This is a genomic window from Streptomyces sp. CA-179760 (assembly GCF_050937045.1).
Taxonomy (GTDB): Bacteria; Actinomycetota; Actinomycetes; order Streptomycetales; family Streptomycetaceae; genus Streptomyces.
In genome coordinates this window covers 1,005,776-1,030,234 of record NZ_JBNJLZ010000001.1, presented here as the reverse complement: position 1 = coordinate 1,030,234, position 24,459 = coordinate 1,005,776, and the positions used below count along the sequence as shown (strand labels likewise).

Below are 24,459 nucleotides of genomic sequence, written 5' to 3'. Positions count from 1 at the left end.
ACAGGGCTGACGGGACGGCGCGGACATGGTGAATCCTGTGAGCATGTCCAGCGATCACCTGCAGTCAGCCGAGCGCTCCGCCGGAGCCGCCGAAGCACCTGCGGCCGACCCGGAGACGCCCTTTCTCGAGCTGCTGGCCCGGGGCGCCTCCGCCGACGCCTACGAGCAGCCGGTGCTGCTCGCGCGCGCCGAAGGCCGGTCCGCGGAGTGGATCGCCGCACTCCAGCGAGCCAAGCCGCTCGCGCTGCGCGTGCGCTCGGAGCTGGAGGGACGGCGCCGGCGCGAGGCCGAGCTGTCCGCCCTGTTCGAGACCGCCCACGACCTCGCCGGGCTGCGCGACCTCGACGCCGTACTCCAGGCGATCGTGCAGCGCGCCCGGTCGCTGCTGGGCACGGACGTCGCCTACCTCAGCCTGAACGACCCGGCGAGAGGCGACACCCACATGCGGGTCACCGAGGGCTCGGTCGCGGCCCGGTTCCAGCAGCTGCGGCTCGGCATGGGGGAGGGCCTCGGCGGCCTGGTCGCGCAGACCGCCCGCCCGTACGTCACCGACGACTACTTCAACGACGACCGCTTCCAGCACACCCTCACCATCGACGCGGGCGTGCGGGACGAAGGGCTCGTGGCCATCCTGGGCGTGCCGCTGATGCTCGGGCACCACGTCATCGGCGTGCTGTTCGCCGCGGACCGCCGCGCCCGGGTCTTCGAGCGCGAACAGATCGCGCTGCTCGGCTCCTTCGCCGCCCTCGCCGCGGCCGCCATCGACACCGCCAACCTGCTCGCCGAGACCCGGTCGGCCCTCGCCGACCTGGAGCTGGCCAACGAGATCATCCGGGACCGCAGCGGCGTCATCGAGCGGGCCTCCGACGTGCACGACCGGCTCGCCGAACTGGTCCTGCGGGGCGGCGGGGTGCACGACGTGGCCGCCGCGGTCTCAGAGGTCCTCGACGGCACGGTCGTCTTCGCCGAGGCCGCCGCCGCACCGGCCGCGGCCCTGGAATCGTCCCGCACGGACGGGCACGCCGTGCGGTTCGAGGACGACTGGATCGCCGCCGTCGCCGCCGGCGGGGAACTGCTCGGCGCCCTCGTGCTGCGGGGCACCCCGGGGCTCGACCCCGTCGACCAGCGCACCCTGGAGCGGGCCGCCATGGTCACCTCCCTGCTGCTCCTCGCCCGCCGGTCCGCCGCCGAGGCCGAACAGCGCGTACGCGGCGAACTGCTGGACGACCTGCTGGACGCCCGCGACCGCGACCCGCGCCTGCTGCGGGAGCGCGCGGCCCGCCTGCACGCCGACCTCGACGCCGTCCACGTGGTGCTGGCCGCGCGTCTCGAAGGCGGCGCTGCCGACGCCGGCCTGGAGGCGGACGCCCGCAGACGCCTGGCGGCCGCGGCGGCGCACCTCGCCGCGACCCGGCACGGCCTGGCCGCCGCACGCGACGGAGGCACCGTCCTGCTGCTGCCGCTCGGCCCCGGCGACAGCGCCACCGATCTCGCCCGCCGCGTCGCCCGGCATCTGGGCACAGCGGTCCACACACCGGTCACCGTCGGTGCCTCCGCACCCGCCGGGGAACTCGCCGTCCGCACCGACACCGTGGCCACGGCCTACGCGGAGGCCCGGCGCTGCCTCGACGCCCTTCGCCTGCTCGGCCGTTCCGGGGACGGGGCCGCCGCCGAGGACTTCGGCTTCCTGGGGCTGCTGCTGGCCGGCGACCGGGACATACCCGGTTTCGTCGACCGCACCATCGGCCAGGTCGTCACGTACGACCGACGACGCGGCACCGAACTGCTGCGCACCCTCGACGCGTACTTCGCCTGCGGCATGAGCCCCGCCCGCACCAAGGACGAGCTGCACGTCCATGTGAACACGGTCGCCCAGCGCCTGGAGCGGGTCGGCCGCCTCCTCGGCGACGACTGGCAGACCCCGGCCCGCGCCCTGGAGATCCAACTCGCCCTGCGTCTGCACCGGTTGTCGGAGCCCGGACAGCACTGACCCCCGTACGTGGCCGACGCGGACGTACGGGGGCCGGGCCGGCGGGATCAGATGGTCCGGGCGTCCGCCGCCGGGGCGTCCGTCGGCCGGTCCGCGTCGGCCGGCGGGGCGACGTCGGCAAGGTCCCGGTGGCGGGTCTCCTCGGCCGCCGCCACCGCGACGACCGTGAGCACGGCGGCGGCGATGACGTACAGGGCGATCGGCGTGGAACTGCCGTAGTCGGCCAGCAGCGCGGTCGCGATCAGCGGCGCGGGCGCGCCCGCCGCGACCGAGGCGAACTGGGCGCCGATGGACGCTCCGGAGTAGCGCATGCGCGTCGCGAACATCTCGGAGAAGAACGCGGCCTGGGGCGCGTACATCGCCCCGTGCAGCACCAGCCCCACCGTGACGGCGAGGATCAGGTTGCCGAAGCCGCCGGTGTCGATCAGCGAGAAGAACGGGAACATCCACAGCCCGACACCCACGGCACCCACCACATAGACGGGGCGACGGCCGATCCGGTCGGAGAGCGCGCCCCACGCCGGGATGACTGCGAAGTGCACGGCCGAGGCGATCAACACCGCGTTGAGCGCGGTCTGCTTGGAGACACCGGCCGAGGTGGTGGCGTAGACGAGGATGAACGCGGTGATCACGTAGTAGCTGATGTTCTCCGCCATGCGCGCCCCCATCGCGACCAGGACGTCACGCCAGTGGTGCCGAAGCACGGCGACGAGCGGCAGCTTCTCCGCCTCCGCGGCCCGGTCCACCTTGCGGGCCTCGGCCTGCGCCAACGCCTGCTTGAAGACCGGCGATTCATCGACAGACAGACGTATCCACAAACCGACTACCACCAGCACCCCGGAGAGCAGGAACGGGATCCGCCAGCCCCAGCTGCCGAAGGCGGCGTCCGACAGGACGGCCGTCAGCAGGGACAGCACGCCGGTCGCGAGCAACTGCCCCGCCGGCGCTCCGGTCTGCGGCCACGAGGCCCAGAACCCGCGCCGCCGCGCGTCCCCGTGCTCCGACACCAGCAGTACGGCTCCGCCCCACTCACCGCCGAGTGCGAACCCCTGGACCAGCCGGAGCACGGTGAGCAGGACCGGCGCGGCCGTCCCTATCGTGGCGTGCGTCGGCAGCAGCCCGATCGCGAAGGTCGCCCCGCCCATCAGCAACAGACTCAACACCAGCAGCTTCTTGCGCCCGATCCGGTCGCCGTAGTGCCCGAACACCAGCGCGCCGAGGGGCCTGGCGGCGAATCCGACCGCGTACGTCAGGAACGACAGCAGCGTGCCGACGAGGGGGTCGGAGCCCGGGAAGAACAACTTGTTGAACACGAGCGCGGCGGCGGAGCCGTAGAGGAAGAAGTCGTACCACTCGATGGTGGTGCCGATGAGGCTGGCGGCGACGATGCGCTTGAGGCTGGCGGGGGTGGGGGAGCGGTCGCGGGGGTGGACATCGGCACCACTTCCTGGCGGTTGGCGGGGACGTTTTCGTGTCGCCATACCGTAGGAACTTGCAGGTCAGAGGCGTATGTGGTGGGGCACCATAGTTCTGCGTACGGAGGTGCGTGTGACCACCATGACCGCGTTGCCGACGCCCCTACGAGAGCTCCGGTCGAGCCCGCGAGAGCGCTGTCCGAGTTGCACTGTTCGGGCATGATTTGGAGGTGGGGTGCTGACTCCCGTGCTGGTTTGGTGCTGACTAAAAGCCCATGTCATCACTCGTTCTCACCTCTCCCGTGCTGACTTGGTGCTGACTACGCTGCGTTGAACTCGGTCATCTGGGGCCGATCGGGCAGCAGCCGTTGCTTGGTCCTGCATGAAGCTGAGGCATGGGAGCGTGGGGATCAGGTCTGAGGTGAACGGAATGGTGGGCCTGTGCATGGTGCGGCGCCCGCGAGCGAACATCGTCTGCGTGGTCGCGTGGTGCGACACCCCGGGCCGCGCATGCCGGAGCCGGCGATACCTCTGGTGTCGTGATCGTCAGATGCTTGCCGTGAGTGTGCTTGTGGATGGGGGACGGATTCGGTGAACTGGCCGAGAGTCTGGGAAGCCGATTGCTCGCCAAGCAGCGCCGCACCCTGGTGCACCGAGGGCTACCGGCTGGACGGCCGCCCACGCGCCGTACTGGACTCAGAGATGACCCTGCTCGGTGACCCGCCCGGCGATGTGGGCCTGTTCCACTTGTTCTGGAACTGGATCGGGCGATCTCAGGAAGAGATCGTACAGGCCCGTCAGGACTGGATGGAAGGCTCCCGGTTCGGGGAGGTGAATGGGTACGACGGGGTTCCACTGCCCGCACCGGAACTGCCGCCGGACTTCCCCGCGGTGAGAGGCGCCCGGGGACCGGGCGCGGCGGGTGGCCGGTGCGTCGTTGTGCCGGAGCACGAAGCCGACCCGCCGCGGTGGTGCGCGGCGACGAACTCAGCGGTCGTCGTCGGTCGGGTGACGCATGAGGCGCAACTGCAACTGGGCCAGGAGCCGGGCGTCGGGATCGTCCAGCTCGATACCGCACACCTCACGCACGCGCCGGATGCGGTAGCGGAAGGTGTTGGGGTGGATGCCCAGTGCCCGGGAAGCCGCCGGCACGTCCGAGAAGTGGTCCAGGTAGGCACGCAGGGTGTCGACCAGCGCGCCGCCGTGCTCGGCGTCGTACGCCGCCAGACGCGTCACCGGCAGCTCCGATGGCAGCGGAGCCTCGCGCAGTGCGTCCACGATGTGCAGCATCGCCACCGCCTCGGCCACCTCGCCCACCCGTGCGACGGAGCGGGGGCCGTCGCGGGAGAGCAGTGCCAGCAGCGCCAGGTCGGCTGTCCGCCGGGACTCGGCCGCCTGGTGCAGGTCGGCCGCCACCTCCCCGATGCCGACGCGCACCTGCGCGTCGATGGTTGCGGACAGTTGCCCGGCAAGCGCCTCGCCCAATAGCGCCATCTGTGGCGCAGCGCGCTCAGGGTTCGGCGCCAGGTCGCCCAGCAGTACCAGCACACCCTCGGCGACTGTGATCACGACCGCCTCATGCCCGTGTGCGGCGCACTGCACGGCTACGAGGTCCGGTAGCCGGTCTTCGTTCCGGCCGCCGCGTGGTCCGGGCGTGGCATGCACGGCCAGGACCGCGCAGTGGCCCTCGACCGGCAGCGCGGTGCGCGCCGCCAGCGCCTCGGCGGAACCCGAGCCCTCCAGCAGCGCCCGCGCCGCCTCCTGTACTACCTGCATCTGCCCCGCCCGGCGGGAGCGGTGATGGAGCAGATGCGGTACGGCGGCACGCGCGACCGCACGCAAGTCGTCCGCGGCCGTCTCCGGCAACGGCCGTCCGGCGGCCGCCACCCAGATCGATCCCAAGGCCTCCCCGCCGGCGGACACGGCGACGGCCAGCCGTTCGGGCAGATCCTCTTCGGCGGGACGGCGCACCACATCGCCCGACCCCCCACAGCAGCCGGAAGAAACCGGTCTCCCGCATCTCGGCCATCGCTGCGTCCGGCACTCGGCGACCGAGGATGGTCCGTCGGCGCATGTCGTCCACGTCCTCGTCCGTGGACGAGTAGGCGAGCACCCGTGACTGAAGATCCTCGATCGTCACCGCCCCATCGACCGTCACCGCCACGGCGTCGGCCAACCCCTCCAGGTCCCCCAGAGTCACCTGCGCGATCTGCGGATCGGCCGGGCAGCCGACAGCGGTCAGCCCTGCTCGCAGCGTCCCCACCAACTGCGCCCAGGCGACCCAGGGGGTGCGAAAGAGCACCGCCACACCCGCGTCCATGGCCGCCGGACGCAGCACCGAACTCGCCCGACCGGCCCGGTCCGGGCCGAAGACAACCGCCACCGCCCTCGACCGCCCGGCTGTCTGGATCACGTCGGCGGCGGCACTCGACTGCGGCTCGACCCCGACCGCCAGCAGAACCTGCCCCGGCGACACCGTCGGTTCCAGCGCATCCCACACGCCCACGCCCTGCACAGGGACCTGCAGGCCACGAGGAGCCGCACACAGCTCCATGACGCCGGCCCCCACCAGTGACAGAAGAGCATTCAACGTCGGACCGGGCGCCGTCGAGGACTGACGAAAGGAGGAAGAACTACCTGACGGCATCGGCAGCCCCTGCACTGATGATCACGGCATTCGCCATGGGAAACGGTTGGTCGTGGTCGATCCCAGCCTACTGATCGCGTGACGACCGGCGATGCCAGACTGGCCCGGCCATGCGCATGACGAGGACCAACAGCGGTCGACGAGGAAGGGGGACACCGCGGCCTGGCGTGGGAAGCCGAAGCCCTGTTCCGCACTGCGATGACCGACGTCACGATGGCCGACCGTCTGCCCGCAGAGCCGGAAGGGTGGGTTCCGCAGATTGGTGGGGCTCGCGGGCTCGTGTCAGCGCTCTGCCATGTTTAGTCGCGCTTGACGTAGCCCCGGCGCCAGGAGATCTTCGTGCCAGTCCCCATCAGCTGTTCGGCAAGGTCGGGAATGGTGTTTTAGTTGATGCGGAAGGTCGGCCCGGACAGGGTTGCTCCAGGCCCTTGAGCGATCTACGCATCGACGGGTGACACGCACGTGTGCCTTCCGTGCCCTGACTGCGAAGAGCTTTCCGACCCCGTGACGCACTGACCTCCCTCACCTCGCAGCGCGGCTGGCACTTTCCGCGTTCCTCGCTGAGCTCGGACGCGGCTGATCGGCCCACGGACTCCGGCCTCGGGGAACATCGGTACAGCGGTTGGCGCTGAGATTGATCATGGTCGGCTAGCACGCTGACTGGGGGTTCCGCTGGGGTTCGCGGAAAGATCGCCGCTCGGGTGCCGGGGCTGGCTACGGTCCGCTCGTGCCGGTGGAGTTTCTGACTGATGAGCAGGCCGAGGCGTACGGGAAGTTCGCCGAGGAGCCGACCCGCCCCGAGCTGGAGCGGTTCTTCTTCCTGGGCGACGTCGACCGCGATCTGATCGCCCGGCGACGCTCCACGCACCACCAGCTCGGCTTCGCGCTTCAGATGTGCACGGTGCGGTACATCGGCCGGTTCCTCCCGGACAATCCGCTGGATGCGCCGTGGCCGGTGGTCGAGCACCTGGCCGCGCAGCTCGGTATCGAGGACCCGTCGGTGGTGAAGCGGTGGATCGCGAAGACCGAGCACCTGCTGCGGGTGGTCGATCCGGTGGACGACACCTACCGCAGGCAGATGAACCGGCAGCTCACCGTGCAGGAGTCCCGCCACAAGCTGGCCCGGGACGTGTGCCACGGCAAGCGCGGCACCATCCACCAGGCGTACCGCGACGGGATGGAGGACCAGCTCGGCGCGCTCGGCCTGGTCCTCAACGCCATCGTGCTGTGGACGACGAAGTACATCGACGCCGCCGTCGCCCAGCTCCAGGCCGAGGGCCACGAGATCCGCGAGGAGGACATCGCCCGGCTTTCCCCGCTCAAGCACCGCAACCTGAACCTCCTGGGCCGCTACAGCTTCACCCCCTCCACCCCGCGCCAGGGACTGCGCCCGTTGCGCGACCCGGACGCCCCCGAACTCGATGAGGACGACGACGGCCAGGAGTAGCCGGTGGGTGCGGATCCTTCACAGGGAGTCGGTGGTCAGAGTCGGCGCTCGTCGGGGAGCTGGGTGACCTCGGCGAGTCCTTCGGCGAGCCGCGGTTCGGATGCCGGACGGTTGCGGTGTCCGTCACGGTTGCTCCGGTTGTCGTCGGCGCGGGAGCCCCGAGGGAAGCGGCGGCATGCAGGGCGGCGCCAGGAAGATTTTATGGCGGGGCTGACCAGGGCAGCGCGATGGCAGAAGCGGTGCCCCCGATCACTTGTCTGATCGTTGATCGGGCGCCGCAAAGCGTCGACGTCAGGGGCACCGCTTCTCCACTCCCCACATCATGCGCGGCCCGCTCAGTGGTCTGCCTTGAGGGACGGGCCGTACTGATTGGCACCTGGAACGCTGTCCACGGCCATGCCCACGAGGTAGAGGACGGGGCCGACGACCGGGATCAGGGCGATGAGCATCCGCCAGCCGGTCCTGCCTGTGTCATGCAACCGGCGGACGGAGACTGACAGCATGGGCACGATGAACAGCAGCAGGAGGACGCTCAGCAGCGGGGCCTCTGCTGCCCAGCTGATCCCTCCGATCACGGCAGTGGCCATCACGTACAGCACCGAGTACCACCAGTACTCCGACCGCCGGGCGCGACCGGAGAACGTGGCGTACTTCGTGGTGAGACACGTGCGGGACGCCTCGGTGAACGACATTCTCGGCATGATGGTTCCTTCGAAGCGAACGGGGTGGGACACAAGCCGCACCGCGAGAGCGGACACGCGGACAGCGGGAAGACGGCAGTGTCCTCGCCGGTCACGGCGGAGCCGACATGGTCGTGCCCGAGGAAGCCGGACCGGGGCGGTGGCCTGATGGCCTTCGTTCAGGAGCTGCGGTAGTGGGGTGGCGGCTTCAGAAGCGGTACGGGCCGAAGCGTCCCCAGGCCACCAGCGTGGCGAGGATCAGCAGGACGGCGTTGAGGCCGATCGCGGGGATTTCCTTCTTGCGTGCGTGATAGGCCGCGGCCAGCAGCATCGTTACGCCGAGGCCGACCGCTGCCAGTGGCGTCAGGACGGTGGCGATGCCGGTGGCCGCGGGCAGGATCAGCCCGAGGGCGCCGGCGAACTCCACGATGCCGATGAAGCGGACGGTGCCGGGCGAGAAGTCGGCGACCCAGGGCAGTTTCTCGACGAGCTTGTCCTTGGGCTGGGTGGACTTCATGACACCGGCCATGGCGAACATGACGGCCAGTACGGCCTGCACGATCCACAGGAAGTTGTTCATCAGGGGTGGAGTCCTTCGGGACGAGGGTGAAGGGGAACGGGGCGGAGCGGGCTGCTAGCCGAGGAGGCTGCCGCCGGTGGCGTCGAGGGAGGCTCCGGTGATCCACCGCGCCCGGTCGGTGGTGAGGAAGACCACCACGTCGGCGACCTCCTCCGGCTCGCCCAGGCGCTTGAATGCCGACAGCTGCGACATCGGCTCGCGCACCTCGGGCATCTGGAAGGCCGCGCTGCCGTTGTCCGTGGCACCGGGGAGCACGCTGTTGACCGTGATCTGCCGAGGGGCGAGGTGCCGGGCGAAGTGCAGCGTGAGCTGGTCGAGCGCGCCCTTGGACATCGCGTAGACGACCTGCGGCGGCATGGCCATGCGCGTGACCGCGGAGGAGACGTTGACGATGCGTCCGCCGTCCGGGATCAGCCCGAGGGCTCGCTGGACGAGGAGGAAGGGGGCCTTGGCGTTGACCGCGAAGATCTCGTCGATCTGCTCGGCGGACACCTCTTCCGGTGCATCGCCGGGCGTCGTCGCAGCGGCGTTGTTCACCAGGATGTCCAGGACCCTCTCGCCGGTGTGCTCGCGCAGTCCGGCCTCCAGCTGGTCAAACAGCTGATCGACGGAGCCGGACGCGCCCAGTTCCGCGCCGACGGCAAAGGCCCGCCCGCCGTCCTTCTCGATGAGGCCGACGGTCTCCTGGGCGGCCTGCTTGTCGCGTCCGTAGTGCACGGCGACCAGGGCCCTCGCGGGCAAGGCCACGGGCGGTGGCCCGGCCGATGCTGCGGCTGGATCCGGTGACGAGAGCGGCCTTGCCATGGAGTGTGCTGGTCATGCTGGAGTCCTTGCTGTGTTCTGGAACTGGGGCTTGGTGGGGCGGCTGTAGAAGACGGCTTCGGCCTGGCCGCGGTGCTCGTACGGGTCCCAGTACAGGCGCGCGGCCTGCTCGGGGGCGGTCCCGAGGGAATGCTTTCGGGGCCGCCCTACCCGAGCCAGGTGTTGAAGGCGAAGTGCGCGGCGTAGATACCGGGAGGCCAGGAGGCCGGGTGGCTGATGGGCGTCAGAGACTGAAGACGAGTTCGGCCTGGTCGCGCTTGGTGGTGTGCAGGTCCCAGTAGACCGGGGAGATCTCCTCGGGCTGGGCGGTCGGGAATCCGGGGACCGCCGGCGTGCCGATCGACACGTTGATGGCGACGTGCGCGGCCTGGACACCGGTGCCGTCCAGCTCCTTGTGCAGGTTGATCACCCAGTTGCGCAGCGCCGCGGCGGCGGCGTTGACGTTGGCGATCTGCGGCACGGGGTCGACGGAGCCGGCGCCGGTGGTGAACAGCAGGGTGCCCGCGCCGGCCTCACGCATGGCGGGCAGCACCGCGCGGGTGGCGGCGATGGCTCCGTAGAGCTGGAAGTCCATCTCGTGCTGCACGTCGGCCGGTTCGGTCGCGGCCGGGGTGGTCATGACGGTCTGGAGGCCGCCGACCGGGGAGTACTCGAGGACGTCGATGCCGCCGAAGTGTGCGGCCGCGTCCTTGAGTGCCTGGGTGAGCGCGGTGCGGTCGAGGATGTCGGCGGGGAACGCGGCGGCGCTGATGCCCTCGGCGGCCAGCTCACCGGCCAGATCTTCGAGCTTGGCCTGGTTGCGGGCGATCAGTGCGACGTCGTAGCCGTGAGTGCCGTAGGTGCGGGCAATGGCGAGGCCGAGCTGGGGGCCGGCGCCGACGATGGCGATGGTGGGCATGAGAGAGCCTTTCGCTGAAGTGGAGGCGGAAAGGGCTATCCGTTTCCTTTCCGGAAAGCCTTATCCGTTTCGCTGTCCACCGTAACACAGGAACTGGATAAGGCATTCCGGTTTGCTAGTCTGATCGGTATGAGCCCCCGAGATCCCCACACCGACGCCGACGCCGGCACGGCCAATTTCGCAGGTCAGTCCAAGCGCAGCGACGCGGAGCGCAACCGGGGGCGGATCATCGCCGCCGCGCGCACGGTCTTCGGGTGCGACGGGCTGAACGCGTCGATGGCCTCGGTCGCACGGGAGGCCGAGGTGGGGATCGCCACCCTCTTCCGCCACTTCCCCCGCAAGGAAGACCTCGTCGCCGCGGTCTTCGCCGACCGCATGAAGGCGTACGCACAGGCCACCACCGAGGCCCTGGCCGACCCCGACCCGTGGAACGGCTTCACCGGCTACATCCAGCACGTCTGCGCGATGCAGGCCGCCGACCGCGGCTTCGCCGACGTCCTGACCATGAGCTTCCCCGGCGTCCCGGAACTGGAGCAGCACCACGCCCGGGCGTACGAGGACTTCCTCGAACTCATCGGCCGCGCCAAGAACAGCGGGCAACTGCGCGAGGACTTCACCAGCCGCGATCTCGTACTGCTGCTGATGGCCAACGCCGGAGTCCTCAGCGCCACCGGCGACGCCGCCCCGGACGCCTGGCGCCGCCTGGTGGCATGGATGATCCAGTCCTTCCAGGCACCGGCCCGTGGCCCGCTGCCAGACCCGCCGGAAGACGCTGCGCTGTACGAGGCCATGCGCCGCGCCAGCCAGGACGTCACCGCCCCCGAGACCGGAAAGCGACGCTGAACCAGCGACCGGTGGGACAGGGCGACCGTGGTGAGGCCGCCGTTGGATGCGGGCTCCGAGATCAACTGCTCGCAAACCCGTCGGTCTCCCCCATGGCACCGGCGCCGGACAGCCGGGCCTGATGACGCAGCTTCTACCTCCCCTGCATCGTCGCACCTGTCGGCAAACGATGGCGAACTCAAGCGGTCAGCGCATCACCGCTGTTCAGGAGGTCAGCGTAGACCTCTGCCGGAGTGCGGTAGCCGTGGGTCTTGCGCGGACCGGCCTCCGTTGCGGGCGATCTCGCGGGAGACGGTCGAAGGCGATCGGCCCAGCCGCCTGGCCAACTGCCGGCCAGATGCCCCGGCGGCGATGCCGCGGGATATCTCTTCGCGCTCGCTGCCGCTCAGATGCCGCTCTGATCGCTGCTGCGGGGTGATGCGGACGCCGCCGCTCTGGTGCAGGAACCGACGAGCGTTCTGCATCGGCGCCCCAAGCGCCCGCCCGATCAAGCTGAACGACTGCCCTTCGCGCCAGCGTCTCCAGATCTCATCCTGCTGAGCCGGCGAAAACCCATAGTCACGCACCTGTACCTCCACGATCACATGATCATCCGTGGGTGGTGCGTTGATCACTTGAGGGTGCCATCGTTTGACGACAGGAAGGCCGGGCGTCCAATGAACCCGTGCAATCCGGGGGTTCGCGGCGGCGCGAATCCAATCAGATCCGATGGTGATTACTGACAGGGTTTGACGACAGATAGGGTCCGATCCTCCGTACGGAAGGGGCCCCGGTGGCGAACCTGGTCTACAAGCGGGTCTCGACGGACCAGCAGTCGACCGCCCGGCAGGACCTCGTCCTGGACGAGGCCGGCATCGAGGACCCGGTCGTCTTCGAGGAGGACGGTGGCACCTCCAGCCGCCTCCACCCGCTCCAGCGTCCGAAGTTCCGCGCGCTCCTCGACTACGCCCGCCCCGGGGACACCGTGCACATCTCCGAGATGTTCCGCCTCGTACGCGGCACCGGGCACATCCTCGACGTGCTCGACGTCCTCCACCGCGACCGTCTCGCCCTGCGCATCCACGACGGCGCGTTCTCCGCCATGGACCTCACCGCCCGCCACCCCCGCACCGGCGAGCTGTTGTCCACCGTGAAGTTCATGGTGCAGACCCTCGCCGCCGCCGGCGAACTCCAGCGCGACCTCCAGCGCGAGCTGACCTACGACGGACTGCGCGCCGCCGAGGCCAAGGGCAGCAAGGGCGGACGCCGCCCTGCGGTGACGGCCGCGAAGACCGGCGATGTCCGCACCGCGTACCTGGAGGGCCGCTCGATCGCCGCCCTCGCCCGCGACCACGGCGTCAGCCGCGGCGCGATCCGCACGACCCTCGCGGACCTCCTGCCTGAGCACACCGCCATCGAGGAGGGCACTCCGGCGCCGGAGCTGCCGGTCCCCCTCGACATGCCGGGCAAGGTCGCCGACTTCCTCCGCGTCTCCGAGCTGAATGCGGTCGAGCGGGCCGCGCTCGACCAGGGGGTGACCGTACGGCGCGGCCAGGGCTACACCCTGCGCGTCACCGCCGTCCCCGCCGTGCACCGCCAGCTCCTCGACCGTTGCCAGCCGCTCGACGGCGGCCATGGCACCCCTGCGGTCCCGGCCCAGCGCAAGGCCCACCGCGAGTACGAGAGTCGGGTCAGCGCGCTCACACCCCCCCGAGCATGATCGTTCTCAGCGCCAACCGCTGTACCGATGTTCCCCGAGGCCGGACTCAGCCGCTCTGGTCCGAGTCCTCCGGGACACTCATCTGTCGCACGAGGCGTTGACGGGCGCTGAGAAGGGAATCACGCGTGATCGTGACGGCCAGTTCCGTGTCGCCGGCCGAGAGAGCGTCGATCAGCGCAGGCTGGGGGGTCCACAAGGACGAGTCGCGAGCTTCCAGGGCCACACGTGCACCGATCACCTTGTAGGGCCGGCACTGGATCCACAAGGAGTCGATGGTCGATACCAGGACCTCGTTGCTGCCCGCGCGATACAGGTGCCGCAGAAGCTCCTCATCCTCATCGAGAGCATCCGTGACGCGCCCTTGGACGACGGCCCGGTACATCCGCTCACAAGCGCCGCGCATCTTGTCCAGGTCTTCGTCGGTGACCGACGTCGCGCCCTTCAGGGTGGCCTCGACCTCGAGGATTGTCCGGACCTCATAGAGATTCAACAGCTCGCGGACGGTGAACTCGCGGACCCGGGCACCACGATGCGGGTGCGCCACGGCGAGGCCGTTCTTCACCAGCAGTCGGATCGCCTCGCGGACCGGCATGACGCTCGTTCCCACTTGCTCGGCCAGGTCCCGGACGGGCAGTCGATCTCCCGCAGCGAGTTCGCCGTCGAAGATGCGTTGGGCGAGGACCTCATAGACCTGGTCCGCGACGAGCGTCGGGTTGACGTTCTGGCTCCCGCGGCCGGTACCTGTGACCACTGAGAACTCCATCGCGTCGGCAGCAGAGAAGACAGGAATACGATAGCTGCGCGTTGGAGCGGTCTGACCCGGCCGGTCGTACGGTCCAGGCGGGCCATGCCGAAACTATCCGGACCTCGGACCTCGGTGCACGGTCGTTGACGCCGGGCCCTGGGGATCCTCGTGATCTGTCGCTTGGCGTAGGCAGTTGCCCGCCGGAGGCTGTGGTGGGGACGCGGTCGCTCATCCCCAACGCCCACACCCGGCCCGGTCAAGGTGACAAGGCGTAGAGCTCACACCGCAGCGGGCGCTGTCTGCGCGAGGACTGCCGATCAAGAAGAAGAGACCGACCTCGTACGGTGTACCCGCGCCGGCGCCCGCGCTCGGTGCGGGCCTTCGTCCTCTGTCACGGCGCCTTACAGGCCCCTCCCGGCAGCAGCAGAAGGCTCGCCCGGCGCTACGAGGTTCACAACGCCTGTATGGCTCGAGTCTGCTGCATCACCCGAAGTGGTTCGGCTGGTGCCGTTCGCCAACGATTTGGCAGTCGCCCACGTAGAAGAAGTTCGTGGCCTGCACCGAGATCCTGTTGCCGACGTGTCACCTGATGACCACTGGATGGCTGCTGTCCGCTCAGCGTTTTACCGGAACCCAGGGAATGCTTGAAGAGCGTCGCCGCGATCGATCAGCGGCCGGTACGCCGCGCGAAACATCGCAACCGCCAACGGAGGGCCAGCGGCTGGTCTCAGGAACTGTTCGACGGAACCCTCTTCGAGCCGTCGGCCGAGCTCCGCGGAAAGGAAGGGCGGGACCGACAGCCGCAAACGGGTCGTTCTCCTCCACCGGCAGACCAGGATGTCGGCCCTTCGACGTCCGGGCCGAGGCATCGGGACAGCGTCAGTGATCTTGTGCGTTGCTGGATCACCTACCTGTTCCCGAGGCTTGTTGCAGAAGCCTCATCATGAATGTGAGCTGCCGGAAGTGGGCAAGGCGAGCAGCGGTATTCCCTCCGCCGGTCGAGCGGCCGGTTTCACTACCGCAAGGGCATCTGCTTGAGCCACGCTGCGGAGCATGGCGCTGCCGCCGTGCTGAAGCGGTACCGCTCGGCCGTCGCGGACTCGGACCGGGACGAGACGGGTCATCGTCGGGTGGGAAGTGATTCCGCCGTCGCGCACCCGTGTGAGTGTCGGCAACGGCAGCCCGCGGGCGCCTTGTACAGCGGGGACTACCAGAGTGAGAAAGCCGACGAGCGCCGCGAGCGGATTGCCGGGTAGCCCGGCGACCAGACGGCCGTCCGGCAGTTGGTGCAGGCTCTGCGGATGGCCCGGCCGGCAGGCGACGGACGTCACCAGCGGCTCGGCGCCCAGGCGTCGCAGCGCTGCCTGAAGGTGATCGACCGGCCCGACGGACGACGAGCCGGAGACGATCACCAGGTCCTCTGTGGCTCGATCGAACTCGCCGACAAGAGCGTCGAGACTGTCGGAAACGTGCCGCACGCTCGTGAGCCGGCCGCCTGCCCAGGCGACAAGGCCGGGAAGCTGTGGGCTGGTGGCATCGCGGACTCGGCCACGGCTGGGGAGGCCCGAGGTGATCAGCTCGTCTCCCGTGATCAGGGCTCGCACGGAGGGGCGCCCCATCACTTCCAGGGCGTCGTGGCCGGCAGCAGCGGCCAGCCCGAGTGCCATGGCGGTCAGCTCTGTCCGCACCGGAAGCAGGACGTCCCCCGCTTCATACTCCTCGCCCCGGTGACGGATGTGCTGTCGGGGCTCGACTGCACGCCCCGTCGCCCTGACGGCGATGACCGAATTCGCTTCCCTTTGCGTGTGCTCGTAGGGCAGCACTGCGCTGGCACCCTGGGGTAGGGCGGCACCGGTGGCGATCTCGACGGCCTGTCCGGAGGCGAGGTCCATGTCCTGGTCGGCGGCATCGGCGAGGAGCCTGCCGACGATGGTCCAGCGTTGCGCGTCGAGGCCGCAGACGGCGAAGCCGTCCATGGCCGAGGCATCGAAAGCCGGCATGGCGCTCAGCGCGGTGAGCGGTCGGGCGAGGCGCTCTCCCAGCGCGTCCGGAAGCGCCACACGCACAGCGGGGCACGGCAAGGCCGCGGAGTATGCGTAGGCCCGCGCCTGATCCCAGGTCACGGCGGACGACTGGTGATGAGTTTCGCGGTGCTCGTGGTACGGGGCATCGTGCACGCTGAGATCGGCGGACGTGGAGCCGTGAGCCACGACGGGCAGAATGTGATCGGCTCGGCCTTGGCGGGTGCCCTTGGTCATCTGCTCAGCCCCCGATGGCCGACATCGTGCGGGCGGGTTGCTCGAAGGCGTCTTCGTCGATGGCGCCGCCCGCTTGCTTGCCCCACATGGCGGTCCGCCACCGGGTGGCGATCTCCTCGTCCGTGGCGCCTGAGCGCAGGGGGCCGCGTAGGTCGGACTCCTTGCGGGCGAAGAGGCAGGCCCGCACCTGCCCGTCTGCGGTCAGTCGAGTACGGTCGCATGCCTGGCAGAACGGCGCGGTGACGCTGGCGATGACACCGACACGGGCAGGCCCGCCGTCGACCAGCCAGGTCTGTGCGGGGGCGCTGCCTCGGACGGCTTGCGGTTGCGGCGTCAGGCTGAAGTCATGGCGGAGGCTCTCAAGGATCTCGTCAGCGGTGATCATGCTGCCCCGGGTCCATGCGCGGTCGCCGTCCAGCGGCATCTGCTCGATGAACCGAAGCTCGTACCCTCGGGCCAGGCACCAGCGCAGAAGTTCGGGTCCTTCATGATCGTTGATCCCGCGCATGAGTACAGAGTTGATCTTGATCGGGGTCATACCTGCGGCATCGGCGGCCGCCAGACCTGCCAGAACATCAGCGTGCCGGTGACGTCGCGTCAGACGGTGAAAGACTTCGGCGTCCAACGTGTCGAGGGACACGTTGATCCGGTCGAGGCCTGCACGGCGAAGCGGCTCGGCCAGGGTTCCGAGGCCGACGGCGTTGGTGGTGAGGGCGATCTCCGGGCGGGGCCGGAGGTCGGCGACGGCCGCGAGGATGTCCCGCAGCCCGGGGCGCAGCAGGGGTTCGCCGCCGGTGAAGCGGACTTCGCGTACGCCCAGGTTCTCGACAGCGATGCTCACCAGGCGCACCACCTCTTCGTCGGTCAGTACCGACTCGGACGGCAGCCATGCCAGGCCGTCGGCCGGCATGCAGTAGGTGCAACGGAGGTTGCAGCGGTCGGTCAGTGATACACGGAGATCGGTTGCCACCCGTCCGTGACTGTCCCGGAGCATCGTTCAGGATCCCGTCTCGTTGTACTGGGCGATCAGGGGGTGGTCGCGGTCGAGAGGACCATGCTGCGCGGCTCCGCCGGGCGCTGTGTCGAACACCTCGGCGTTGGCTTTCGTGAACGCCGTCCATTCGGACGGCAGGTCCTCCTCAAGGAAGATCGCTTCGACCGGGCAGACGGGCTCGCAGGCGCCGCAGTCGACGCATTCGTCCGGGTTGATGTACAGCGACCGGGGGCCTTCGTAGATGCAGTCGACGGGGCATTCTTCGATGCACGCCTTGTCTTTGACGTCGACGCACGGTTCGGCGATGACATAGGTCATGGGTGGCTCCTGAGACGAGGGAAGCGGGCGGAGAAGGGCTCGGGGTCAGGTGGTGGTCCACGTTTCGCTGCCGGCCAGCAGTGCGCCGAGGTGACCGCGCCCCTGTTCGCTCTCTGCGCGCTCCAGCTGTTGTGCCATCAGCGCGTCGTACACCGGTCGTCGTACAGAGCGCAGAACGCCGATCGGGGTGTGGTCGAGCGTCGCGGCGTTCGTGAGGCGGGTGAGCGCGAAGGCCGTTGCCGGGTTGGGGTCGTAGGCGTCATGGACGAGTACGTCCTCTTCGTTGGCGGCGGTAACTGTGTCCACGGACAACTCACCGTTCAGGCCGCGGAAAACTCCCTGGTCGGTACCGAAGCGGATCGGCCGGCCGTGTTCCAGAGGGATCAGCGCGTTGTCGCGGGTGCCCGGTTCCTTCAGCACATCGAAGGCGCCGTCGTTGAAGATGTTGCAGTTCTGGTAGATCTCGACCAGTGCCGCGCCCTCGTGTTCGGCGGCCGCACGGAGTACGGACTGCAGATGCTTGCGGTCGGAGTCGATGGTGCGGGCGACAAACGTGGCCTCGGCGCCGAGCGCCAGGGACAGAGGGTTGAACGGCGCGTCCAGCGAACCCATCGGCGTCGACTTGGTGATCTTGCCGATCTCGCTCGTCGGCGAGTACTGGCCCTTGGTCAGCCCGTAGATCTGGTTGTTGAACAGTAGGATCTTCAGATTGGTGTTGCGGCGTAGCGCGTGGATGAGGTGGTTGCCGCCGATGGACAGGGCATCGCCGTCGCCGGTGACGACCCAGACCGACAGGTCGCGGCGGGATGCCGCCAGGCCGGTGGCGATGGCGGGGGCCCGGCCGTGGACGGAGTGCATCCCGTAGGTGTTCATGTAGTACGGGAAGCGGGACGAACATCCGATGCCGGAGACGAAGACGGTGTTCTCGCGCCTGATGCCGAGTTCCGGCATGAAGGACTGGACGGCGGAGAGGATCGCGTAGTCCCCGCACCCCGGGCACCAGCGGACCTCTTGGTCGGTCTTGAAGTCCTTGGCGCTCTGCGGGCCTTCGGCCTTCGGCACCAGCTGCAGGGAGGGGTACCTGTTGGTCTCGGTCATCGCTGGTCCTCCGTATTGAGGGTGCTGAGGGCCGCTTGCAGGACGTCGGCCAGCTCTGCGGCCTTGAACGGCAGGCCGCGCACCTGGTTGCAGGACTGGACGTCCACCAGGTACCGGGCGCGCAGGAGGAGGGCGAGCTGGCCGAGGTTCATCTCCGGCACGATGACCCTGCTGAAACTTTGCAATATCGCGCCGAGATTGGCAGGGAAGGGGTTGAGGGTGCGTAGGTGTGCCTGCGCGACGCGTCCGCCGTCAGCCCGCACACGGCGCACGGCGGCGGTGATCGGACCGTAGGTGGAGCCCCAGCCCAGTATCAGTACCTGCGCATCACCGGTGGGGTCGTCGACGGTGAGGTCGGGGACGTCGATGCCGTCTACCTTGGCCTGGCGGGTACGGACCATGAGGTCGTGGTTGGCCGGGTCGTAGGAGATGTTGCCGGTGCCGTCCTCCTTCTCGATGCCGCCGATCCGGTGTTCCAGCCCTGGCGTGCCGGGAACAGCCCACGGCCGGGCGAGGGTGAGCGGGTCTCGCTTGTACGGCCAGAAGGCCGGCGTCCCGTCCTCCAGGACATGGTTGGGTCCGGAGTGGAACTCCACCTTCAGGTCCGGCAGTTCGTCGATCTCCGGGATCCGCCAGGGCTCGGAGCCGTTGGCGAGGTAACCGTCGGAGAGCAGGAAGACCGGCGTGCGGTAGGCGAGCGCGATTCTGGCCGCCTGAAGGGCCGCGTCGAAGCACTCCGCAGGTGTGGCGGGCGCGACGATCGGGACCGGGGCCTCACCGTTGCGTCCGAACATCGCCTGGAGCAGGTCCGCCTGTTCTGTCTTGGTCGGCAGGCCGGTCGACGGGCCGCCCCGCTGTATGTCGACGATCAGCAGGGGAAGCTCCAGCGAGACAGCGAGTCCGATGGTCTCCGACTTGAGCGCCACGCCGGGGCCCGAGGTCGTGGTGACCCCCAGTGCGCCGCCGAACGCGGCACCCAGGGCGGCGCCGATCCCGGCGATCTCGTCCTCGGCCTGAAAGGTGCGCACGCCGAAGTTCTTGTGCCTGCTCAGCTCATGGAGGATGTCCGAGGCCGGGGTGATGGGGTAGGAGCCGAGGAACAGCGGGATCTGCGCGCGTTCGGCGGCTGCGATCAGCCCGTAGGACAGCGCCAGGTTGCCGGCGATGTTCCGGTAGGTGCCTGCCGACAGCCGGGCCGGGGCAACCTCGTAAGAGACGGCGAAGGCCTCGGTGGTCTCTCCGTAGTTCCGGCCGGCCCGGAAGGCGGTCACGTTCGCCTCGGCGATCTGCGGCTTCTTCGCGAACTTCCGGCGAAGGAAAGTCTCGGTTCCCTCGGTCGGCCGGTGGTACATCCAGGACAGCAGCCCGAGCGCGAACATGTTCTTGCTGCGCTCGGCCTCCTTCCGGGAGAGACCGAAGTCCTTCAAGGCCCTCACGGTGAGCGTGGTCAGCGGTACACCGTGGACTCGGTACCGGTCCAACGAGCCGTCGGCCAGGGGGTCGCTTGCGTAGCCGACCTTGGCAAGGGCTCGTGGGGTGAACTCGTCCGTGTCGACGATGATTTCGGCCGCGCCCGCCAGGTCGGGCAGGTTCGCCTTCAGCGCGGCGGGGTTCATCGCCACCAGCACGTTCGGGGCATCTCCGGGGGTGAGGATGTCGTGGTCGGCGAAGTGCAGCTGGAAGCTGGAGACGCCTGGCAAGGTGCCGGCGGGGGCGCGGATCTCGGCCGGGTAGTTCGGCAGGGTGGAGAGGTCATTGCCGAACGACGCCGTCTCCGAGGTGAACCGGTCACCCGTGAGCTGCATGCCGTCACCGGAGTCTCCCGCGAAACGGATGATCACCCGGTCCAGCTGCCGGACCGGCTTGAGCCGGCCCTCACCCGATAGAGCCTCAGTGGTCATGGTGCCGCTACCTCTCGATCCGGACGATGAATGGCCGACGGGCGCTGGCCGTGGGTTTGGGCGTCGGCGGGCCGCACGGGCCGAGTCGATCCCGTCAATGCAGTGACGTGCGCCGGGCCGGAGGGCTGGCCCGCAGCGCAGGCATCCGGCATTCGGCCTACTGAACGGTAACTTAAGCTAGATGTCATAGAGCATGCAAGGAGTCCTTCGTCACGGCCATGGGCTCAGGCCGTGGCGATCCGAGGTGCCGGCCCACGGCGCTTCTTTGCGCTTATGTCGCTGAGGGCAGCTCGGATTGGGCCGTCTCAGGCCGCGTGCCCCGGCCCCTGGATATACGGGGGAGCTGCCCCGTATCCCCTGCGAGGAGATTCCTCATGCCAGAGCTGCAGCAAAGCCGGGCGTGCCACTGGTTGGTGGCGGCGGCGACGTCGGAGTCAGGTTGCGTCGGGCGCGCCCCATACAGCCGGGCGGAAACACTGAAAGAGGGGATGTTTGCCTTTGGGCTGTGGCAGTCCCGGTTCAGCAGGAGTCGACCCACTCCTCCGTCCCGTCGGAGAACCTTTGGTGTTTCCAGATCGGCACCTCGTGCTTGAGGTCGTCAATCAGCCGTCGGCACGCGGTGAAGGCTTCGCCCCGATGGGCACACGACACGGCGACGACGACCGCGAGGTCGCCCACTACGAGGTCTCCCACGCGGTGGATCGCCGCCAGAGCGCGGACGGGGTGGTCGGCGGTGATCCCTTCGGCGATCCGACGCATCGCGGCCTCGGCGCTGGGGTGGCACGAGTACGCCAGTGCGTCGACATCCGTGCCACCGTCGTGGTTTCGTACCGTTCCTACGAAGAGCGCGATCCCGCCGGCGGCGGCATCCCCGACCGCCCGGAAGACCTCGTCGACGGAGAGCTGTGTCTCGCGTATGGCAAGCAGCTTGATCGGGTCGTCGGCCGCGCGTGAGCCGGGGTGCTCAAGTGGCACGGTCGTTCTCCTCGGGTGTGCCGCGGGTCCGCGAACCCGTGCAGCAGGGTCCGCGGACGCGTTGGCCTGTCGTGGGTGGAGGGTCAGGCGGGGAGAGCCTCGATGCGGGCGGGCACGTGCTTGTGCCACGGGACGCCGGCGATGGGGTCGCGCCTGCGCAGGTCGGTGAGGGTGTTGAGGGCGACACCGGTGCGTTCGGTCCCGCCGTTGCCGGTGGGCAGATCGAGACCGAAACCGTTGGGCAGGGCGGCGTGCCCGGCCTGCATGCGGTCGTCGATCTCGACGGTGGCGTTTGCGGTGCCGCGCTCGGTGGTGATCCGGGCGGGCGCCCCGTTGTCGAGTCCGAGCTGCTCAGCGTCGTACGGGCTGATGCGCAGGGTGCCGCCCTTGTCGCGAAGGCGCCAGGTGGTGTCGCGAATGATCGTGTTCGCGGTGAACGCGCGCCGCTGGCCGGCGGCCAGGACGATCGGGAACTCCTCGGTGGTGTGCACGGCCGGAGTGGTGTCCAGGTCGGCGTGCAGGTCGAGCAGTTCGGGGATGGGAAGCGGGATGCGGTGGCCGGGATGAGGAACGTAGCCCCAGGCGTCGTCGTACTCGTCCTCAGTGAAGGTGACTCCGGAACGGCCCTTGAGGATCGCTTCGAACAGGGCTTCTGCGTCGGCGTGCCCGGCGCGGCGCATGGCCTTGGGGTACTCCTTGGCGATGCGCTGGCAGAGTGCCCACAGCACAGCGGCGGAGCGGGCACCGTTGGGCAAGGTGGGGCCGAGGGTTTCGTACAGCAGGTAGGGGGCCAACTTGATGGTGCTCTTGTCGAGAACAGCCAGGGCGGCGAAAGCGAGTTTGTACGGGGTGCGGCCGAGGCGAGCCGCAGCGCGGAGAAGGGAGAGACGGCTACGGGGGACGGCACCGATTTCCCGGACCAGGCGGGCGTAGATCTCGGGTTCGGTCAGCGTGCCGGGCAGCGGGTCGAGAACGGGGGCACGCAGGTGGAAGGTGTTGTGCGGAAACTCGAAGGTGAAGAAGGTCGCTTCCCACTTCTCGTACTGGGATGCGGCCGGCAGCACATAGTCGGCCCGGCGCCCGGTCTCGGTCAGCGCGATGTCGATGACGACGACCAGGTCGAGCTTGTCGAGGGCCTTGGCGAAGGCGGCGGAGTCGGCAAGGGAGTGCGCCGGGTTGGAGGACTCGATGACCATCGCCCGGAACCGGTCGGGATGGTCGTTGAGGATCTCCTCGGCGATGACGTTGCAGGGAACCAGACCCCCGGGCATCCGCGCGCCGGTGACGGGGGTGCGGCGCGGGCGGGTGCTGTAGCTGGCGAGCGGTACGACCCATGAGTGCGGCTGCATCGCGCCCTGCTTGGCGAAGTTGCCGGTCAGCAGCCAGATCAGCTTGTTGAGGTAGGAGACAAGGGTGCTGTTGGGGCCCTGCTGAACTCCCAGGTCCTCGTACGTCGAGACACTGGAGGCGGTTGCAATCCGGCGGGCCGTCGTGCGCAGGAGTTCCTCGTCCAGTCCGCACGTGGCGGCACAGAGAGCGACGTCCACAGCTTTCAGCTGCTCGAGTACGGTTGTTGCCCCGGTCGTGTGGGTGTCGAGGAAGGCGTGGTCGACGAGGTTCTCCTGGACCAGGACGCCGAGGATGCCGGACAGGCACCAAGCGTCGGTGCCGGGCCTCAGCTGCAGGTGGATGTCGGCGAGGTCGGCGGTCTCGGTCCGCACCGGATCAATGACGATCATGGTGCGGTCCGGGTTCTTGGCTATGTCCTTGAGCACGGTGCGGGCCCGGGAAACCCCGTGGGTCTGCCAGGGGTTCTTGCCGATGAAGATCGAGACCTCGGCGTTCTCGAAGTCCCCCACGGTGTGACCGCCGGTCAGATGGGCGTCGACGAAGCCTTCGCCGGTCTTCTCCTGGGCCAGGGGGTTGGAGCGGTAGCGGGCGCCCAGGGCGCCCATCAGGGCGCCGCTGTAGGCGCCGCCGAGGTGATTGCCCTGGCCTCCGCCGCCGTAGAAGAAGATCGACTTGCCGCCGTGAGTGTCGCGCACCGACTTGAGCCGGGCGGAGATCTCGCGCACGGCGGTGTCCCAGTCGATGGGGGTGAAGCTGCCGTCTGCCTCTCGGCGCAGAGGCGTGGTCAGGCGTTCCACACCGTTCTGGTAGTGGTCAAGACGCAGGGCCTTGTTACAGGTGTAGCCGACGGTGGCGACATGTTCCTTGTCGCCACGGATCTTTGCGAAGCGCCGGCCGTCGGTCTGGATCTGGATGCCGCAGTTGTTCTCGCACAGAATGCACGCGGTCTTGTGCCAACTGGCAGTGTCGGCCTGGTCAGTCATGTGATTTCTCCTCGTCAACACCGCCAACCGTTTTGGCGTGGGAGTCCGCCGCCCGGGGGTGGGGCGGCGGCGGGTGGGGACGTGCGGACCGTGAGGTCAGCCCATGGGATTGATGGTGTCGCGCAGCGTGGCCAGGGCAGGGGCGTACATGCGGGCCTTGATGGTGCCGAGGGTGTCGCCGGCCTTGTTCACCTGTGCCTGGGCGATCTCGATCGCGGTGGAGCGTACGGCGTCCTCGCTGACCGCCTGGTCGACGATGCCGGCGGCCACCGCGTCGGCGCCGCCGTAGCGGCGGGCGGTGAGCATGGCGGCGTGGGCGGTCTGCGGCGACAGTCGGGACTGGATGAGCGCGGCCATGCCGGGGGTGAAGGGGATGTTGATGTCCGCTTCGGGCAGGCACCAGTAGCCGCGGTCGGCGCGCATCACGCGGAAGTCGTGGGCGAGGGAGAACATCGCGCCGGCGGCGAAGGTGTGCCCCTGCAGCGCGGCCACGGTGATGACCGGCAGCGACAGCATCCGCGCGAACAGTTCGTGGACCGAGACGACGTAGTCCTGGTGCTGGTCGGCGTGGGCGAACAGCCAGTCCAGGTCGAGGCCGTTGGAGTAGAACTTGCCGGTGGCTGCGGTGACCAGGGCACGGGGGCCATCCGCCTTCTCGACCTCGTCGAGTGCGGCGTTGACGGCGTTGATCCAGTCAGGGTGGAAGCGGTTCTCGTCGTCCCCGAGGGTGAGTACGAAGACGCTTTCGTGACGGTCGAGAGTGGGCATCGGGTCCTCCTGGTGCGGTGGGATGGGGTGTGCGTCGCGCCTGTGGAA

General features: G+C 69.0%; 19 protein-coding genes and 2 pseudogenes. 5 read left to right on the top strand and 16 right to left on the bottom strand.

Annotation, left to right across the window (positions count from 1 at the left end):
• The first annotated feature begins 43 nt into the window (after positions 1-43).
• Positions 44-1,990, top strand: coding sequence for a helix-turn-helix domain-containing protein (locus ACQEV8_RS04425; protein WP_432957489.1), 1,947 nt, complete (start codon positions 44-46; stop codon positions 1,988-1,990).
• 47 nt (positions 1,991-2,037) lie between these two features.
• Here the strand turns inward: ACQEV8_RS04425 and ACQEV8_RS04420 are convergent, their stop codons facing one another.
• Positions 2,038-3,471: an MFS transporter gene (locus tag ACQEV8_RS04420; protein WP_432957487.1), complete on the bottom strand. Its 1,434-nt coding sequence runs from the start codon at positions 3,469-3,471 to the stop codon at positions 2,038-2,040.
• Positions 3,472-4,086: 615 nt separating this feature from the next.
• On the opposite strand from ACQEV8_RS04420, the pseudogene ACQEV8_RS04415 reads away from it, so the two are divergent.
• A pseudogene (locus ACQEV8_RS04415) lies at positions 4,087-4,284 on the top strand (pirin family protein); the annotation flags it as partial.
• Between the two features lie 108 nt (positions 4,285-4,392).
• On the opposite strand, the gene ACQEV8_RS04410 reads toward ACQEV8_RS04415, so the two are convergent.
• Positions 4,393-5,379 carry a PucR family transcriptional regulator gene (locus tag ACQEV8_RS04410; protein ID WP_432957485.1) on the bottom strand — a complete coding sequence of 329 codons (987 nt, stop codon included), beginning with the start codon at positions 5,377-5,379 and terminating at the stop codon, positions 4,393-4,395.
• A 1,400-nt stretch (positions 5,380-6,779) separates the two neighbouring features.
• Here ACQEV8_RS04410 and ACQEV8_RS04405 point away from each other — a divergent pair.
• A complete protein-coding gene (locus ACQEV8_RS04405; RefSeq protein WP_432957483.1) occupies positions 6,780-7,499 on the top strand; it encodes a Tn3 family transposase in 720 nt (239 codons plus the stop codon).
• Positions 7,500-7,834: 335 nt separating this feature from the next.
• On the opposite strand, the gene ACQEV8_RS04400 is transcribed toward ACQEV8_RS04405, so the two are convergent.
• The 4 genes from ACQEV8_RS04400 to ACQEV8_RS04385 form a co-directional block, all read right to left on the bottom strand.
• Positions 7,835-8,200: a DUF805 domain-containing protein gene (locus tag ACQEV8_RS04400; RefSeq protein ID WP_432957482.1), complete on the bottom strand. Its 366-nt coding sequence runs from the start codon at positions 8,198-8,200 to the stop codon at positions 7,835-7,837.
• A 187-nt stretch (positions 8,201-8,387) separates the two neighbouring features.
• Positions 8,388-8,759: a DoxX family protein gene (locus ACQEV8_RS04395; RefSeq protein ID WP_432957481.1), complete on the bottom strand. Its 372-nt coding sequence runs from the start codon at positions 8,757-8,759 to the stop codon at positions 8,388-8,390.
• Positions 8,760-8,813: 54 nt separating this feature from the next.
• Entirely contained in the window at positions 8,814-9,500 is a 687-nt protein-coding gene (locus tag ACQEV8_RS04390) for an SDR family NAD(P)-dependent oxidoreductase (RefSeq protein WP_432957480.1), read from the bottom strand.
• 304 nt (positions 9,501-9,804) lie between these two features.
• Positions 9,805-10,479: an SDR family NAD(P)-dependent oxidoreductase gene (locus ACQEV8_RS04385; protein ID WP_432957479.1), complete on the bottom strand. Its 675-nt coding sequence runs from the start codon at positions 10,477-10,479 to the stop codon at positions 9,805-9,807.
• A 129-nt stretch (positions 10,480-10,608) separates the two neighbouring features.
• Between ACQEV8_RS04385 and ACQEV8_RS04380 the strand changes: the two genes are divergently transcribed.
• A complete protein-coding gene (locus ACQEV8_RS04380; RefSeq protein WP_432957477.1) occupies positions 10,609-11,322 on the top strand; it encodes a TetR/AcrR family transcriptional regulator in 714 nt (237 codons plus the stop codon).
• A 260-nt stretch (positions 11,323-11,582) separates the two neighbouring features.
• On the opposite strand, the pseudogene ACQEV8_RS04375 reads toward ACQEV8_RS04380, so the two are convergent.
• A pseudogene (locus ACQEV8_RS04375) lies at positions 11,583-11,888 on the bottom strand (helix-turn-helix domain-containing protein); the annotation flags it as partial.
• 206 nt (positions 11,889-12,094) lie between these two features.
• Here ACQEV8_RS04375 and ACQEV8_RS04370 point away from each other — a divergent pair.
• On the top strand, positions 12,095-13,021 hold the full coding sequence (locus ACQEV8_RS04370) for a recombinase family protein (protein WP_432957475.1): 927 nt from the start codon (positions 12,095-12,097) through the stop codon (positions 13,019-13,021).
• Positions 13,022-13,067: 46 nt separating this feature from the next.
• Here ACQEV8_RS04370 and ACQEV8_RS04365 read toward each other — a convergent pair whose 3' ends face one another.
• From ACQEV8_RS04365 to ACQEV8_RS04325, 9 genes are all read right to left on the bottom strand, one after another.
• On the bottom strand, positions 13,068-13,772 hold the full coding sequence (locus ACQEV8_RS04365) for a GntR family transcriptional regulator (protein ID WP_432957473.1): 705 nt from the start codon (positions 13,770-13,772) through the stop codon (positions 13,068-13,070).
• A gap of 935 nt (positions 13,773-14,707) precedes the next feature.
• Entirely contained in the window at positions 14,708-16,024 is a 1,317-nt protein-coding gene (locus tag ACQEV8_RS04360; protein WP_432957471.1) for a molybdopterin molybdotransferase MoeA, read from the bottom strand.
• A gap of 4 nt (positions 16,025-16,028) precedes the next feature.
• Entirely contained in the window at positions 16,029-17,018 is a 990-nt protein-coding gene (gene moaA / locus ACQEV8_RS04355; protein ID WP_432957469.1) for a GTP 3',8-cyclase MoaA, read from the bottom strand.
• A gap of 3 nt (positions 17,019-17,021) precedes the next feature.
• Complete coding sequence (gene fdxA, locus ACQEV8_RS04350) at positions 17,022-17,336, bottom strand: ferredoxin (protein ID WP_432957467.1); 315 nt, start codon at positions 17,334-17,336, stop codon at positions 17,022-17,024.
• A 45-nt stretch (positions 17,337-17,381) separates the two neighbouring features.
• Positions 17,382-18,434, bottom strand: a complete 1,053-nt coding sequence (locus ACQEV8_RS04345; protein ID WP_432957466.1) for a 2-oxoacid:ferredoxin oxidoreductase subunit beta — start codon at positions 18,432-18,434, stop codon at positions 17,382-17,384.
• Positions 18,431-20,335 (bottom strand): 2-oxoacid:acceptor oxidoreductase subunit alpha, encoded by a 1,905-nt coding sequence (locus tag ACQEV8_RS04340; protein WP_432957464.1) that lies wholly within the window; start codon positions 20,333-20,335, stop codon positions 18,431-18,433. Before ACQEV8_RS04340 ends, ACQEV8_RS04345 begins: the two co-directional genes overlap by 4 nt.
• 519 nt (positions 20,336-20,854) lie before the next feature.
• The gene (locus ACQEV8_RS04335; protein WP_432957462.1) at positions 20,855-21,310 is read right to left on the bottom strand and encodes a molybdenum cofactor biosynthesis protein MoaE; all 456 of its coding nucleotides are present in this window, start codon (positions 21,308-21,310) and stop codon (positions 20,855-20,857) included.
• A gap of 83 nt (positions 21,311-21,393) precedes the next feature.
• Complete coding sequence (locus tag ACQEV8_RS04330) at positions 21,394-23,643, bottom strand: molybdopterin-dependent oxidoreductase (RefSeq protein ID WP_432957460.1); 2,250 nt, start codon at positions 23,641-23,643, stop codon at positions 21,394-21,396.
• 96 nt (positions 23,644-23,739) lie between these two features.
• Entirely contained in the window at positions 23,740-24,411 is a 672-nt protein-coding gene (locus ACQEV8_RS04325; RefSeq protein WP_432957458.1) for an enoyl-CoA hydratase-related protein, read from the bottom strand.
• Positions 24,412-24,459 lie beyond the last annotated feature (48 nt).